Origin of the sequence: Desulfosporosinus nitroreducens (assembly GCF_023897015.1) — a bacterium.
Taxonomy (GTDB): Bacteria; Bacillota; Desulfitobacteriia; order Desulfitobacteriales; family Desulfitobacteriaceae; genus Desulfosporosinus; species Desulfosporosinus nitroreducens.
Window position 1 is genome coordinate 110,189 of sequence record NZ_JAMHFY010000006.1, and the last position, 14,636, is coordinate 124,824.

Genomic DNA, 14,636 nt, shown 5'->3' on the forward strand with positions numbered 1-14,636 from the left:
TCATAGCGGGGGATTTTAGTGCGATTTTTATGAAATTCTAATTGAGGGTTCTGACAATAAAAATGTCTCCTTTAATCACTTTTATTTAGCATTCCTAACTTTACCCCATAAATCAGGTTTTTTTTAGTATTATTGGGGATACTGGAAGAAACTATATTAAAGGGGGTAAGGTATGCCTAACGAAGAATTTGTACTTGATCAGGGCGAAGCCAAGGTGGATGAAGGCAATGAAAATGGTACTCTAACTAATCAATTAGATGATTCTATCGGGCTCAGTCAGCAGAAACTTAGAAATTCTGAGGTCAAAGAGCTGACATTTTCTTGATTATTTAAAACAGTAAAGTATGTATTTAAGAGCAGAGACAAAGAAGAAATTTGTCTCTACTCTTTTGCTATTTATAACAGCATTTACAAAAGCTTTAATATTGCTTCATTAAGGTAAGAATGTCCTAATTAGGGTTTGCTAATTTATCGAAAAGTATAGAGTTTGCAAGGGTTTGCGGGTAGTTTTGCCTAATATGTGCATGAAAAAATAGCCTTTGGCGTCAAAAACCGTGTACATGGAGTTAAAATCAAATGGTGCACCGGTGCACCATTTGGCCTCTCTTCCCCGACGGGGGGAGTAACTCACTGATTCAGTCAGCCATTTGAGCCACTCCCCATGGGGTACCAGCTCTTTGGTTCCGTCAAACGCCGTCCGATCCCAACGGCGTTCTAAGCAGCATTTTGCTGCTTTGTTCCTTGACAAAGTTAACCTCGGACGGGATTTGCTCAGGCGTCCTGTTGGAAATTTCCCTCCTCATACCGGCTGCCAACCCCTTTATGGAATGTCTTTTCAGATCCCGCTATAGGATATGCCGAGCCCCAGACAAGCGTGAGGGCTATAGCGCCAATCCACCCTTGTCGGATTGCCCAAAGTCTGAGTTGGATATTAAGGCGGAAAATCGTAATATTCTGGCTGCCTAAGAGAAAAAAAGGGGGTTGGTGTTAGCAAGCCCTAATTAGCTTACAGCTTATTTCAAATCAAATGCACTTAAGGTCGCCTGCATCTAAGATGTAGGCGGCCTTTGAATTAGGCTCTGCTGTGAATTTTTAGATATGGTCAACTCAGGAGCCGACCCCAATTTTAATAAGATTATTTTTTACATGTACTACGAAATCCTGAACATTAGTTACTAAAGTTGTAACCTCCAACGAACCACGGTCTCTAAGTTTATTTACTGCAAATTCGGCGATATCAATACAGTAAATAAATACCGGCCGGATCTCTCCGTTTCTTTGTGTGTAGGCAGGAGTCATATTTCCGGCTGCGATGGTGTGAAGCTGAGTGGCTAAACAAATAAGTGTAGTAGCTTTACGGGTGTGCTTTCGCATCTCATCTTGAGCTTGATATACATCTGCGATAACGGGTGGGAGCGGACCATCGTCACGTATTGAGCCCGCAAGGACCAAGGGCACGTTATTTGTAATGGCAGAATAGACAACCCCGTCTTTAATGCCTTCCTTTTCCATGAGTGCTTTAATTGAACCAGCTCTCCGCGCTTTATTGATTAAGTCTAAGTGGTGGTAATGAGCATTCGGAGGTGATTGTTGGTCATAGGTATTTTGACCTAAAGCAGTTCCGAACAAAGCGGCTTCAAGATCATGGGTTGCCATGGCATTTCCGGCAAGGATAGCATGAGCAAAACCATTGGATATTAAGCTGGAAAGGGCTTGCCTTGAATCGAAGTCAAAGACAACCGCTGGACCCAAGACCCAGACAATATAGCCATTATCCTTCTCATAATTTAAGAGTTCATAGAGTTCGTTGTAATCCTTGGAATAAGCCGTTTCTCTAGAACGACCAGACCGAAATGCGAATAACTCCGAATCGGTATCGTTCGAACTGAAACCCTTAGCATAAACGAAGATTCCCTCACGGCCATCTTCAGTTCGACCAACTATTACTTTATCTCCAATTTTCAGATTTCTAAATTCAACAACGTGGATGTTTCCATCTGATCCTAAGACTGGTACGCCATCCATTCTACTTTCGCTGGCTAAAATCCACTCGCCACTAATTTTAAAATACTCTGGATATATTGAGAGGCCGTGATAGTGCTCTGGCGCCACCCCATCGATTTTAACCTCAACAATCTGGACGTCTGGTGCAGATAGAAAAGGTTCTTGCTCAAAATTTGGCTGCTTATATTTCGGTATTTGAAAGTTCATTTGTCACCCTCCTTACATAGCTCAACTTATTTTACCCAAATATGAAAAATAAAGTAAAAACATGTAAGAATAGTTTGCCTAATAGATTTGAAAACTTGACAGGTGCCTGAGCTCTAAGCAGTGCCCAAAAGGGCAAAGGGCCCGCCTTCTATGCCTCAAGAGAATATGCCAGGTTTAAGGACGCTTTATTCACACTGTCTCCTTAGTTGTAAATAACTTGAAAAAGTGGGACATTTTTAGAATGAGATTATACACCATACATTCCGATATAAAAGTAGTGGAGTTTTTCACTCGTAAGATATCCGCTAAAAAGTAAGTTTAACAATTAAGGAGGAAAAGAATGAAAAAGAAAATTGTCCTTGTATTCTTTTTAATTTGTCTCATGCTTTCTTTGCCTGGGACTGCTAAGGCATCACTTGGGGATGTTTTACTCCAGGTAGGTTCTAGAGGCCCGGATGTTGTGGAGTTACAGACAAAACTTAATTATGTTGGCTTCAATGTGGGTAAGGCAGATGGTATCTTTGGAAATATGACCAAAGAGGGCGTCATGGATTTTCAAAGAGCAAACAGTCTAGTGGTCGATGGAAAAGTTGGTCCCATGACAGTACAGTCACTTTATAAAGTCTACTTACAAAAACAGACCCAAACTCAGCTCCAAACTCAAACTCAGAACAAAGTTAATAGCATTCTGAGTACTGCAAAACAATATATTGGCGTTTGGTATCAATGGGGGGGGACCTCACCTTCAACAGGTTTTGACTGTTCCGGATTTGTTTACTATGTATTTAAGCAAAATGGAATTACGTTGCCGCGGGTTTCACGTGATCAATATACAGTAGGAACTAAGGTATCCTTCGAAAATCTCCAACCAGGTGATTTAGTGTTCTTTTCGTTTTCCGGAAATGGCGTTGTAGATCACGATGGAATTTATCTAGGGGGAGGGCAATTTATTAATTCTTCTTCATCTAAAGGAGTAACAATCTATACAATTGGACCGTACTGGAAATCCGTTTATGTAGGAGCCAGACGAGTAATTTGATCTCTGAAGTTTGTTGTAGTTTTAATAACTCTGCAGGGATGCAATCCGTTTTTTGTATGTAATTAACTAAAGAAGTTAAAGTTTTGGGGTGTCGAAAGGTACCCCTTTTTTGATGTTCTTAATTCCCCATTGGGAGCGGTCAATTAACGTGGAATTATGTCGAAGCTCCTGGGAGTCGTCAAAGCGCTGCCGAAATCATTCCTAACTGAGCCTTGGTTATAGAAATTAAATCGTTGGGACTGAGATAGAGTTGAAGCCCGCGTAAACCAGCACTTACAGAGATTTTCTCTTGTTTAGTTACGGCTAAGTCAATGAAGACGGGATAGTTTTTTTTCATTCCGATGGGAGAAACACCGCCTCGTATATAACCAGTCAGAGGTTGAACTTCTTTTAGGGAGACAATCTCAACTTTTTTATTCCTGCTAAGGGTTGCTAATCCTTTGAGATGGAGCTCATGATTTCCTTGGATACAAGCAACGATGATACCTGTTTTATCGCCGCGGGCGACTAAAGTCTTGTATACTTGTTCAATGCTTAAACCAACCTTTTGAGCAACGGTTACCGCAGATAAATCAGATTCATCGACAACATATTCCTTTAATTCATAGGGTATTCTACCCTTATCCAGAATACGAGCTGCGTTTGTTTTATGAGACATGTTTTCCGCTCCTTATGATGTAATTAAAAGGGTACTTTTTAAAATCAATTCGATGCAGAGACTAATTCTGCTTTTCTTTTAAGAAGGATATCCCTATAATAGAAGTTATAATCTTGCGAGCTTGTAAATTTGTATAATTAAATTTTCTCTTGCAAGTTTAAAGGTTGAGGGGAGGTTGTAACAACTTTGAAAAAATTAAAGGTTCTCGTATTTTCCGCTTCGTTCGGAAACGGGCATTTGCGGGCAGCTGAAGCTGTTATCGAAGGAATACGAATTCAGGAACCTTCTGCAATAATTATGCATCTCGATTTTGGAGATTTTTTGAGTAAACCGATTAATACAATGATCAAAAATATCTATGGTGAAATTATAAACCATATTCCAAAACTTTGGGGACGTTTTTATTATAAAACATCTATGGTTCAGCCCCGTTCGCTAAGCCAGCGTTTTTTAAATAAATTGGGAAGAAAAGAATTTCTTAGATATATTAATGTGTTTAAACCGGATTTTATTATATGTACTTATCCTACCGTTTCTTCAGTTTTGGCCCAACTAAGATACGAAAAGGTCCTAAAGGTTCCGGTGGTTACGATAATCACAGACTATACGGTTCACAGTCATTGGGTTCATCCAAGTGTCGATAGATATATAGTTGCTTGCACAGAGGTTAAAGATAGTTTAATAGCGTGGGGGATTGAAGGATCTCGTATTCATGTGACCGGTATCCCTGTAAGCCCAAAATTTGAAGATCAAACAGATCGTGGGTACATACTTTCCAAGTTAGGCCTAAAGTCAAATCTCCCTACCTTTTTAGTGATGGGAGGATCATATGGAGTTTTAAAAAGTGCAAATAGAATCTGCAAAAAGCTTGCAAATTCTAAGGTTCCAGTCCAAGCTATTATCGTTTGCGGGAAAAATGAAAAGCTGTATCAATCCTTAAAAGAACTGATCGTTCAGGCCCGTAACCCTATAGTAAGGTTAGAATATGTTCATAATGTGGAAGAATTGATGTCGGTTTCTGATCTGATTATTACAAAAGCAGGCGGCTTAACGGTTTCTGAGGCACTTACCAAGCACTTGCCGCTTGTTATCTATAAGCCGATACCCGGCCAAGAAGAAGAAAATGCACATTATGTACAAAAAATTGGTGCGGGAATAGTCGCTCATACTGAAGCCGAATTGGGACAGCTTATAAACCATTTTCTAATGAATCCAGGGGAAGTCGAGAAAATGCGGGAAAAGGCAGCGGTTGCCTTACCAGGTCATTCCACTGAACGTGCTGTGGAAGAGATGCTTCAATTAGTTAATAAAAGAATGCTTGCCTAGCCCCAAGCACACAGGCCCAGGCGCTTATTTGAAATACCTTTGTCTTATAGCGAGAAGGGACTGCTGGCCAAGGACGGCGAGATGGGACACTGCAAAGTGGATTTAAAAAGTGGAAGCCAAAATTGAGTAATCAATTTTGGCTTCCACTTTTTTACGTTGTTGCTAGAACCCTCTCCAATACTCTGGGCGAAGCCGCTCCGTAGTTTGATTCTTTATGACGCTGTCAAGAGTCTGCAAAAGATCATTTCGGTCTTCAGGAAGTGTAGCCCGCAACGGCAGGTAGTTTGAGGCATGATTACTCCGAAAGACACAATGGGATACGTTAAGAGCTTCGAGCATAGTTCGAAGCTCTGTTAAAGATTCGAAGGGGTTGAGTTGTTGAAAGGTGCCTTCTTTAATGGCCTTGGCCAGAGGTGCTTCGCGATCCAACATTAAAGTTAAAGCCCCCAAATATTGGGGATCTATCTCGCTGATAACACGTGCTGTATCAACAGCATGCTCGTGTGAACGGGCTTTTCCACCCAAGCCAATAATAACCGTGCAAGATAGGGTTAAACCGCTCGCCTTAACCTTTTGTCCAGCTGAGATCATCTGATCAGCAGTGACGCCTTTACAAACTGATTTCAAAATACTTTCATTGCCACTTTCAACACCTAAATAGACAATGTTAAGTCCATGAGCTTTTAAATCGGCTAATTCTTCGGGGCTCTTGGCGAGAATGTCTTTGGGACCTCCATAAATTCCGACTCGCTGGAGATGTGGGAATTTCTTATAAAGTTGATCAAGAATCTCAATTAGCAATAATGTATCAACTGCGATCGCATCTCCATCTGCCAAGAAGATTCGTTCAGCGTCCGAATCTTGGGCATGTGCTATTGAAATAATATCGTTGATTTCTTCCCGAGATTTGATCCGAAAGGATTTATCCTTATACATGGTACAGAATGTACAGGCGTTATGCTGACATCCAACAGTGATTTGTAAGATGATACTTTTGGCCTCACTCGGCGGACGGAAAATTTTCCCTTCGTAAAACATGTTACCATCTCCCAACACTTTTTGTATTTGAATCTTTGTTCTACAACGGTACGGTAAATACCTGCATGAAATAGCAGATAAACTTAATAGTACAAATCAAATATAGTATTACAGTGATACTGAAAAGCGGAATTATGGTATTGACATATGATCGGAGTGATCGTATAATAATGTCATAAAGAACAAGTTGCTTGAACGGCTAAACAAATTAATAATTAACATGAGTAGGTGAGATGATGAATTTAAAGCATTTACAAGCAATTCGCAATGTGTTGAATGATTTGGAACCCAAGCAGAAAGCACTTCCTTATCTAGAATTAGATTCCATGATGCTTGCACAGGTTGTTGAAGTTGCTAAGAGGGTAAGTCAGAACGATATTAATCCTACACATGTTCAGAACTGGGTCAGACGTAAGTACCTTCCTAATCCCTTAAAAAGGAAATATAATCGGGAACAAGTTGCCAACGTTCTGCTTATGAATGATTTACGCGATATACTGTCATTAGAAGAGGTTTCTCATTTGTTAGGTTATGTCAATGAAAGCCTTTTAGATACGTCGGATGACCGAATTAATCCTACCAAGCTTTATCGATACTATAGTGAAATTTTTGATTGTTCTCAGCTGGATTGGGAAAAATCATTGCATGGCTTAGAAAAAGAAGTCGAAGAAACACTTGCTGAAGAAGAGATGCCTGAGGAAGACCGGGAAAAGGTTGTTACCACGCTGGTTATTCTAAATTTATTGGCGAGAGCCAATTTATATAAACAAATTGCTAAGCGTTGGTTGAGTAGTTTAGAGACATAGAACTAAAGTAAGAGAGTACGCTTAGCATAGAAAAAGGAGGAGAGGGCAGTGTCGCAGGGTATTATTATAACGCTGATTCTGATAGGAATTGCTCTGTTGGCTGTCGAGGTGTTCGTCATCCCCGGTTTTGGAGTTAGCGGAATTCTTGGAATGGCATCCTTAATTACGGGAATCTTTTTGGTAACAGATTCGCTGTTAGAAGGTTTAATGTTCACAGTTGGAGCGCTAACTGTCTTGGGCATTATAATTTACCTAAGTTTTCGGTTACCCAGGACTAGGCGCTTATGGAAGAGATTCTCGTTAAGCACTCGCCAAACAGCTAAGGAGGGGTATGTTGCCCCAAAACCTCAGTATGAAATGTATCTGGGGCAAGTAGGAATATCTCTTACTCAGTTACGCCCAGCTGGGACAGGTAGTTTTGATGGCGTAAAATTAGATGTGGTTACGGAAGGAGGGTATATAGGACTCGGGACCGCAATTAAAATAATTGGAGTTGAGGGTACCCGAATTATTGTCAGGGAAGAAAAATAAAAATTATAAGGAGGTGGAGCTCGGTTTCGACCGGGCAATGAATGAACCCATTATATTTAACACTTGCTCTGTTTTTCCTCGGTTTTGTAGTCTTAAGTGTAATTCTCACCTTTATCCCTGTTGGACTCTGGATATCGGCATTAGCGGCAGGGGTTAACGTCGGGATTTTCAACTTAATAGGAATGCGTTTGCGACGAGTAGTTCCGTCAAAAATCGTCAACCCGTTAATCAAAGGACATAAAGCAGGTTTGCCGATTACGACAGATCAGCTTGAAGCTCACTATTTGGCAGGTGGGAATGTCGATAGGGTTGTGAATGCTTTGATTGCTGCTGAACGTGCGGCTATTCCCCTCCTTTTTGAACGGGCGGCAGCCATTGATTTAGCAGGGCGGGATGTTCTTCAAGCCGTACAGATGTCTGTTAACCCAAAAGTGATTGAGACTCCTGTTGTATCTGCTGTGGCACAAAACGGTATTGAGCTTAGAGTTAAAGCCAAGGTAACAGTACGCGCCAATATCGACAGACTTGTCGGAGGTGCTGGTGAAGAAACAATTATTGCTCGAGTTGGAGAAGGAATTGTGACGAGCATTGGTTCATCTGAGTCGCATAAAGCCGTCTTAGAAAAGCCAGAATTGATTTCTCAAACAGTGTTAGCTAAAGGTCTGGACGCAGGAACGGCATTTGAAATCTTATCCATTGATATGGCGGATGTTGATGTCGGCAAAAATATCGGAGCTCAACTCCAGATGGATCAGGCCGAAGCTGATAAGCGTATCGCCCAAGCTAAAGCAGAGGAACGGCGTGCGATGGCGGTTGCCAGAGAACAAGAAATGAGAGCAGCTGTTGAAGAGATGAGAGCCAAGGTTGTTGAAGCAGAGTCTGAAGTTCCAAGAGCTATGGCCCAGGCTCTCAGAGAAGGTAAACTAGGCGTTATGGATTATTACAACATGCAAAATATCATATCGGACACCCAGATGAGAGGAAACATTGCCCAAACAGGAAAATGCGAATCAGGCAATGATAGCACAACGAAGAAGTAGGTGAAATCATGTCGTCCTTCACGGTTGTAATTATCATTTGGGTAATATATCAGTTAGGCGTCTCTCTTTTGAAGAAGAGTAAGCAACAACAAACACCGGGAAATTTCTCTGATCGATTTAAATTACCCGATGGTCGAACAATAAGAGAGGCTTTGCAGGACCCGCCCCAAGTATCATGGCGGGAACAGATGCAAAAATCGTTAACGAATAGTTCTCGCCAAGAGAGGACTGTTCAAGCAGAATCTTTGGAATTGCCTCAACCGGGGGGCTCTATAGAGAACTTTGTTCAAATGGAAGGGACTCAAGGAACAGAGGGAACTCAAGGGGTTGAAGGAACTCAGGGAGTTGAGGGGACTCAAGGAATCGAAGGAACCAGTGCCTACCAAGGACGGGACAGAGCGGAAACAAATCGTGATGCAGAGAGAGATCGCAGTAAGAGTATACCCAGAGGAACTCAAGTAATGAATGGTCTCAGTTTTTCTATCACAAAAAAGGAACTCGTTCAAGGAGTTATTTGGGCGGAAATCCTGGGGAAACCAAGAGCATTGCAACCTTTTAGAGGCCCTCGTTCTTAAAGAAACGTTCTGAGGATAAGCATATTTTAGAGATATGCTTATCCTTTTATACGGAGAGAAGTTCGAGACTTAATACAGTTTTTAGAGTCCATCCTACGTCACTGAAGTCTCTATGTTCAGCTTTAGCTGAACGAGTTCACTGATCCAGCCACGGGTTAAAACCTTGTGGCTATTTTTTATTGCCAACGCAAATATTTTCCCCCAAAACCCTAATAATCATATTCGCGGAATAATTAGGGTAATGTTGGATAATTTCTATGAACTTTGCCACACTAAAGACTATTAAACAAAGTGAGGTGAGGGTATGAAATTACACATTAGACCTTGGGGGATGGTTATCACCATCGGATTATTACTTAGCATAGCTCTGTCTGGGTTTGCCTATGCAGCTTTAGGGGATCGTTTACTAGGCAGAGGGAGTAAAGGCTCTGAAGTAACTGAGTTGCAAAAGAAATTGGTCCAGTTGGGTTATACTGTTGGAACAGTTGACGGAAAGTACGGATCAAAAACAGAAGCTGCGATTCGGCGCTTTCAAAAGGAACATGGGTTAAGAGTAGATGGATTGGCTGGAACACAAACCATCAAGGAATTAAAGCGCCTTACAGGGCAGAGCACAAACGCTTCAGGAAAGGCTGTGGGTTATAAAAATATCGACACAAACCTTTTAGCACGCGCTGTGAGTGCGGAGGCAAGGGGAGAACCTTACATTGGACAAGTCGCCGTGGCTGCCGTGATCTTGAATCGGATTAAGGATCCTGCGTTTCCGAAAACAGTTGCGGATATTATCTATCAGCCCAGAGCCTTTTCCAGTGTTGATGATGGACAGATTAATTTAGCACCTTCGGCTTCTTCAATTCGTGCTGCTCAAGAAGCAATAAGTGGATCAGACCCTTCTGGCGGAGCAGTCTTCTTTTTTAATCCGGCGAAAACATCCAACAAATATATATGGTCACGCCCACAGATTAAGCAAATCGGTAACCATATGTTTACGAAGTAGGGGGACAACATGCACAGAAAATTTTGGATTGGTGCTTTAGGCTTAGCCTTGTTAATCTCACTGGGCTGGGGATGGAATGAATACCGTCTGGCGGGGGAATATCGTATTGCTGCAGAAAATAATAACCGCCGAGCATTAAACGATTTTGCGAGTCATCTCGATCAGGTGGAAACAGATATGGCTAAAGGAAATGTAGCTAGTAACCCGGCTCAAAAAATTCTCTACTTAAGCCAAGTTTCAAGTAAAAGTGATGCAGCACTTAAAGACTTCGCACAAATTCCGGCTCAGCAAACGGGACTCAGTTATGTTGGGCAATTTTTGACACAGTCCGGTGATTTTACCCGAACTATGGCCCAGCGAATTGCTGGGGGAGGAACAATTTCGGCAGAAGAGGAAAAGACTCTTAGCGATATGCATGAACGCCTTATGCCGGTTAATCAACAGGTTCAGGATTTAATTCTCAGAATGGACACGGAAAAGTTAGTTTGGACAGACCCAGATCCATCATTAAGGCAACGGCTTGGTTTAGGCACTCAAGTTGCAGAAGCAGCTGCAGATGGGTCAGAAGCTCCTTCGAAATCCGTACGCTCTGGCTTAGATCAGTTAGATGCGAGTCTACAGAAGCTTCCACCGTTTTCGTATACAGGAGAGTACGCCACTCGGGTTGTTGAAAAGCCCTTGGGCCTCCCGGCGGGGGATGTTACACGAGATCAATCCCTTGAAAGAGCACGGGAATTCTTGAACAAAGCAGGCTATGCTGATGCTTCTCCAGAATTTGCAGGGGAATCTCAGGGGCCACTGGGCGGTTATATTTGGAATTTCAAAGAATCTTATTTGGAAGTTAGCCGTCAAGGCGGTGTTATTACTCTCTACCGTGATCAACGATCAATTGAGCCCAAGACTCTGAGTGTTGAAGAAGCCTCAAATAAAGCCAAGGCAGTTTTGCAGTCATTAGGCTGGCAGCTTGCGATAACGTCAAGTGAAGAATTCGGCTCTTATGTTCAATTTGATGCCGTTGTGGAAAAAGACGGGGTAAGGATTTACCCAGACAAGGTGCGTTTAATGATCGCTTTGGACAACGGTCAGCTTGTCGGATTTGACGCTTCGCCATTTTATGCGTTCCATCACGAACGGACTTTTCCAACGAAACTAACAATGGAACAAGCAGTACGCAAATTACGGCTGAATTTTCAGGTTCTGGAGAGTCGCTTAGCCGTAATTGCTAAAAGTGGGAACCAAGAAGTTTATTGTTATGAGTTTCGAGGTCGATACCAGGGGGAAGAGTATCTTATATACCTAAATGCTTCTAACGGTGCAGAAGAGAAGATCCAACGAATTATTAAGACCCCACGAGGGGAATATCTTAAGTAACAATCGATTATAAAAACAAGCGAGAGGGAACTTCCCTCTCGCTCTTGAATAGATAGAATTAATTTTCTTAATAAGGAAAAAGGATTTTTATAAGTTAACGAGAATAGGCACTTATGCACTTATACGTTATAATTCATTAGTATCTTGCCGATTATTGGATCTCAGGTTAAGTGGTTGCAAAATTGGTTATCCTAATAGCTCCCCACTTCCTTCAGAAAGGAGCAATTCTATTGCAAATAAACGCAACTATCCAAATCAACGGTAAACAGAAGTATCCGGAAGGGCATGAGAATCAACAGGAATTGCTTACGGTTGGGAAGTTTTATGAACGAAACGGGGTTTTCTATGTAGTATATAAGGAAGCTGGAAATGATGCTTCGGATCTTGGTGAAGTGACAACATTTATAACGATTAAAGATGAGTCGGTGGTATTAAATCGAAAAGGCGCGATCGATCTTACGCAGGAATTTAGAAAGGGTGTACTTAACAACAGTATTTACACCACTTGTTATGGTAAAATATGGTTAAGTGTTATGCCTAACAAAGTAGAGTATGACTTGACAGTCCAAGGGGGACGTATTAGTCTAGAATATGACCTTTTTGTCGATGATAAATTGGTGAGTCACAATGGTCTGTTGGTAAACGTAAAGGAGGATATCCCCTGATGAGTCTCTACGAGAATATAAAGACAAAGATTACAAGCCAGTTGCTAGAAGCTGCGAATAAGGCGAAATTGGCAGGAGAGTTGAATTTTGAGGAATTGCCAAGTTTTGTTTTGGAAGAACCGAGGGAAAGGCAGCGCGGAGATTTGGCAACCAATCTCGCAATGGTCTTAGCCAAACAAGCGAAACGCTCACCCCGTGATATAGCTGTTGCACTCATAAAACACTTGGAAACGAGCGGAACATGGATAGAATCCTCTGAAATTGCCGGGGCTGGTTTTATTAACTTTCGTTTAAACCCCGTGTGGCTTACAGGCGTTATTGGTGAGGTGTTAAAAGCCGGTGATGATTACGGTCGAGTAGATATCGGAAAGGGTCAAAAGATACAAGTTGAGTTCGTGAGTGCCAATCCCACAGGGTTGCTTCATATGGGTAATGCCCGAGGTGCGGCATTAGGAGACAGCTTAGCTTCGCTATTATCAAAGGCAGGGTATGAAGTTACTCGTGAGTTCTATATTAATGATGCTGGGAATCAAATACATAATTTTGGTTTGTCGCTGGAATCTAGGTATTTGCAACTGCTTGGTCAAGATGTCCCTTTTCCAGAAGGCGGATATCATGGGGAGGACTTGGTTGATACTGTAAAAGGTTTAATCGCCAAAGTTGGGGATAAGTATCTATCGGTTGAACAAGGGTTAAGACGGGAGTTTTTGGTGCGGTATGCCTTAGATGAAAAAATGCGTAATATTCGAGAAACACTGGAGGATTTTGGTGTCGAATATGATGTTTGGTTCAACGAACAATCTTTACACGATTCTGGAGCTGTTCGTTCTACAATGGAAGAACTCGAGAAAAAAGGGTACATTTACGAAAAAGAAGGTGCTCATTGGCTCAGGTCTACTCAATTTGGGGATGAAAAAGACGAGGTAGTAATCAGGAGCAATGGATCCCCCACCTATTTTGCGGCGGATATTGCCTATCATCGCAACAAGTTTGACCGTGGATTTAATAAAGTTATCAATATTTGGGGAGCTGACCATCATGGTCACGTCGCTCGAATGAAAGGCGCGATGTCGGCCTTAGGATATGAGGCGGATAATCTTCAAATTATTTTAATGCAACTCGTGCGTCTTATACAAAACGGCGAAGTAGTAAAAATGTCTAAACGGTCAGGTCAGTATATTACTTTGCGTGAATTGATGGATGAAGTGGGAAAAGATGCCGCGCGTTTCTTCTTTAATCTGCGGGATCCGGATTCCACAGTGGAATTTGATATGGATTTGGCCCGAGCACAGTCATCTGATAATCCAGTTTACTATGTACAGTATGCGCATGCTCGTTTATGCAGTATATTACGGCAATCCGAGGAACTGGGCGACCTGGGCACTCCGCCCACTGAAGAAGACTTGTTAAGACTTGACAGCACGGAGGAGCGGGATTTGCTCAAGAAGATGGCAGATTTGCCGAGCGAGATCATTGTCGCTGCACGTCTCATGGAACCTCATCGCTTAGCTCGTTATGTGCTTGATTTAGCGGGTCTCTTTCATACTTTTTATAACAGTCAGAGAGTACTTGTTGAAGATGACGGTTTACGAAGGGCTCGATTGAACTTAGTTCGAGCCGTAAAACAAATTGTTGGAAACGTATTAGCTATATTAGGTGTATCAGCCCCAGAAAGAATGTAAATTTATTATGTTTAAAGTTTCGATAAGCAGGAAATATTTAGGGGTGGGCCGAATATAGTGATATTCAAAACGACGAAGGGCGGTGGAGTTTTTTGACCCACTCTTTAAGTAAAAAAGACAAGCCGACGGAAGCAGATATAGCTTATGAGGTTTTAAAAGCTCAGGGTAATCCCATGCATTATCAAAACTTAATCGAAGAAGTACTTCGACGTTTAGGGATTTCTCAGGAGGCTATACGGATTGCAGCGGCACTCACTCAGATTAATCTGGATACCAGATTCACATTTATTGGGCGAGGTGAATGGGGTCTTAAGGTTTGGGAACCTGCGAAAATGCCTCGTCGGTCGCCTGCGGTTGCTTTGATGAACAGAGCGTCTTTGGATGAAGATGACAAGTTAGATACAGAAGAATTAGAGGAAGATTCCTTAGATGAAGACAGTTCGGAAAGCGATGAAGTATTTGATGAAACCGATGAAGGGCAACGCGGAGAAAAGTGGTAGTTCATAATCGACAGAAAAGAAAGTTCACTCGGATGGTAAATGTTTAGCACATTTGTAAGGATGCACGGCGAGTGAACTCGTTCAGCTAAAGCTGAACATCGAGACTTCGGTGAGGGAGTCTACTCCCACGAAGTAGAATAAGGAACACCCACTTGAAGTGGGAGTCTCGGAATTAATAAATGAAGCTCAGTCGATGA

16 protein-coding genes are annotated in these 14,636 nt (G+C 42.0%); 12 read left to right on the plus strand and 4 right to left on the minus strand.

The window, feature by feature from the left end; translation table 11 throughout:
- Window positions 1-172 precede the first annotated feature (172 nt).
- Window positions 173-325, plus strand: a complete 153-nt coding sequence (locus tag M8E35_RS09015; protein WP_252468527.1) for a hypothetical protein — start codon at window positions 173-175, stop codon at window positions 323-325.
- Window positions 326-463: 138 nt separating this feature from the next.
- Here the strand turns inward: M8E35_RS09015 and M8E35_RS26855 are convergent, their stop codons facing one another.
- Both M8E35_RS26855 and M8E35_RS09025 read right to left on the minus strand, forming a co-directional pair.
- On the minus strand, window positions 464-748 hold the full coding sequence (locus M8E35_RS26855) for a DUF3102 domain-containing protein (RefSeq protein ID WP_252468528.1): 285 nt from the start codon (window positions 746-748) through the stop codon (window positions 464-466).
- A gap of 359 nt (window positions 749-1,107) precedes the next feature.
- Entirely contained in the window at window positions 1,108-2,211 is a 1,104-nt protein-coding gene (locus M8E35_RS09025) for a putative NPN-dependent ornithine cyclodeaminase (RefSeq protein ID WP_252468529.1), read from the minus strand.
- A 340-nt stretch (window positions 2,212-2,551) separates the two neighbouring features.
- Here M8E35_RS09025 and M8E35_RS09030 point away from each other — a divergent pair, with 340 nt between their 5' ends.
- Entirely contained in the window at window positions 2,552-3,250 is a 699-nt protein-coding gene (locus tag M8E35_RS09030; protein ID WP_252468530.1) for a C40 family peptidase, read from the plus strand.
- Between the two features lie 178 nt (window positions 3,251-3,428).
- Here the strand turns inward: M8E35_RS09030 and ybaK are convergent, their stop codons facing one another.
- Window positions 3,429-3,908 carry a Cys-tRNA(Pro) deacylase gene (gene ybaK / locus M8E35_RS09035; RefSeq protein ID WP_252468531.1) on the minus strand — a complete coding sequence of 160 codons (480 nt, stop codon included), beginning with the start codon at window positions 3,906-3,908 and terminating at the stop codon, window positions 3,429-3,431.
- 186 nt (window positions 3,909-4,094) lie between these two features.
- Here ybaK and M8E35_RS09040 point away from each other — a divergent pair, with 186 nt between their 5' ends.
- A complete protein-coding gene (locus M8E35_RS09040) occupies window positions 4,095-5,234 on the plus strand; it encodes an MGDG synthase family glycosyltransferase (RefSeq protein ID WP_252468532.1) in 1,140 nt (379 codons plus the stop codon).
- A gap of 162 nt (window positions 5,235-5,396) precedes the next feature.
- Here M8E35_RS09040 and M8E35_RS09045 read toward each other — a convergent pair whose 3' ends face one another.
- The gene (locus M8E35_RS09045; protein ID WP_252468533.1) at window positions 5,397-6,272 is read right to left on the minus strand and encodes a radical SAM protein; all 876 of its coding nucleotides are present in this window, start codon (window positions 6,270-6,272) and stop codon (window positions 5,397-5,399) included.
- A 236-nt stretch (window positions 6,273-6,508) separates the two neighbouring features.
- Here M8E35_RS09045 and M8E35_RS09050 point away from each other — a divergent pair, with 236 nt between their 5' ends.
- The 9 genes from M8E35_RS09050 to rpoE all read left to right on the plus strand — a co-directional run bounded on the left by M8E35_RS09050 (window position 6,509) and on the right by rpoE (window position 14,439).
- Window positions 6,509-7,078, plus strand: coding sequence for a DUF1836 domain-containing protein (locus M8E35_RS09050; protein ID WP_073028174.1), 570 nt, complete (start codon window positions 6,509-6,511; stop codon window positions 7,076-7,078).
- Window positions 7,079-7,126: 48 nt separating this feature from the next.
- Window positions 7,127-7,609: an NfeD family protein gene (locus M8E35_RS09055; protein ID WP_252468534.1), complete on the plus strand. Its 483-nt coding sequence runs from the start codon at window positions 7,127-7,129 to the stop codon at window positions 7,607-7,609.
- A gap of 41 nt (window positions 7,610-7,650) precedes the next feature.
- Window positions 7,651-8,649 (plus strand): flotillin-like protein FloA, encoded by a 999-nt coding sequence (floA, locus tag M8E35_RS09060; protein WP_073027465.1) that lies wholly within the window; start codon window positions 7,651-7,653, stop codon window positions 8,647-8,649.
- Window positions 8,650-8,717: 68 nt separating this feature from the next.
- The gene (locus M8E35_RS09065) at window positions 8,718-9,224 is read left to right on the plus strand and encodes a YqfB family membrane protein (RefSeq protein WP_252468535.1); all 507 of its coding nucleotides are present in this window, start codon (window positions 8,718-8,720) and stop codon (window positions 9,222-9,224) included.
- Between the two features lie 304 nt (window positions 9,225-9,528).
- A complete protein-coding gene (gene sleB / locus M8E35_RS09070) occupies window positions 9,529-10,221 on the plus strand; it encodes a spore cortex-lytic enzyme (protein WP_073027468.1) in 693 nt (230 codons plus the stop codon).
- A 9-nt stretch (window positions 10,222-10,230) separates the two neighbouring features.
- Complete coding sequence (locus M8E35_RS09075; protein WP_252468536.1) at window positions 10,231-11,592, plus strand: PepSY1/2 domain-containing protein; 1,362 nt, start codon at window positions 10,231-10,233, stop codon at window positions 11,590-11,592.
- 230 nt (window positions 11,593-11,822) lie between these two features.
- Window positions 11,823-12,257, plus strand: coding sequence for a YwiB family protein (locus tag M8E35_RS09080; RefSeq protein ID WP_252468538.1), 435 nt, complete (start codon window positions 11,823-11,825; stop codon window positions 12,255-12,257).
- On the plus strand, window positions 12,257-13,939 hold the full coding sequence (gene argS, locus M8E35_RS09085) for an arginine--tRNA ligase (protein WP_252468540.1): 1,683 nt from the start codon (window positions 12,257-12,259) through the stop codon (window positions 13,937-13,939). The genes M8E35_RS09080 and argS overlap by 1 nt, the downstream gene beginning before the upstream one ends.
- 92 nt (window positions 13,940-14,031) lie before the next feature.
- Window positions 14,032-14,439: a DNA-directed RNA polymerase subunit delta gene (gene rpoE / locus M8E35_RS09090; protein ID WP_073027474.1), complete on the plus strand. Its 408-nt coding sequence runs from the start codon at window positions 14,032-14,034 to the stop codon at window positions 14,437-14,439.
- Window positions 14,440-14,636: the final 197 nt, after the last annotated feature.

What these genes read in the sequence shown, in the direction of transcription:
- M8E35_RS09015 (WP_252468527.1), top strand. Translation starts at nt 173, where the DNA reads ATGCCTAACGAAGAATTTGTACTTGATCAGGGCGAAGCCAAGGTGGAT.
- M8E35_RS09025 (WP_252468529.1), bottom strand. Translation starts at nt 2,211, where the DNA reads ATGAACTTTCAAATACCGAAATATAAGCAGCCAAATTTTGAGCAAGAA.
- M8E35_RS09030 (WP_252468530.1), top strand. Translation starts at nt 2,552, where the DNA reads ATGAAAAAGAAAATTGTCCTTGTATTCTTTTTAATTTGTCTCATGCTT.
- ybaK (WP_252468531.1), bottom strand. Translation starts at nt 3,908, where the DNA reads ATGTCTCATAAAACAAACGCAGCTCGTATTCTGGATAAGGGTAGAATA.
- M8E35_RS09045 (WP_252468533.1), bottom strand. Translation starts at nt 6,272, where the DNA reads ATGTTTTACGAAGGGAAAATTTTCCGTCCGCCGAGTGAGGCCAAAAGT.
- M8E35_RS09050 (WP_073028174.1), top strand. Translation starts at nt 6,509, where the DNA reads ATGAATTTAAAGCATTTACAAGCAATTCGCAATGTGTTGAATGATTTG.
- floA (WP_073027465.1), top strand. Translation starts at nt 7,651, where the DNA reads ATGAACCCATTATATTTAACACTTGCTCTGTTTTTCCTCGGTTTTGTA.
- sleB (WP_073027468.1), top strand. Translation starts at nt 9,529, where the DNA reads ATGAAATTACACATTAGACCTTGGGGGATGGTTATCACCATCGGATTA.
- M8E35_RS09075 (WP_252468536.1), top strand. Translation starts at nt 10,231, where the DNA reads ATGCACAGAAAATTTTGGATTGGTGCTTTAGGCTTAGCCTTGTTAATC.
- argS (WP_252468540.1), top strand. Translation starts at nt 12,257, where the DNA reads ATGAGTCTCTACGAGAATATAAAGACAAAGATTACAAGCCAGTTGCTA.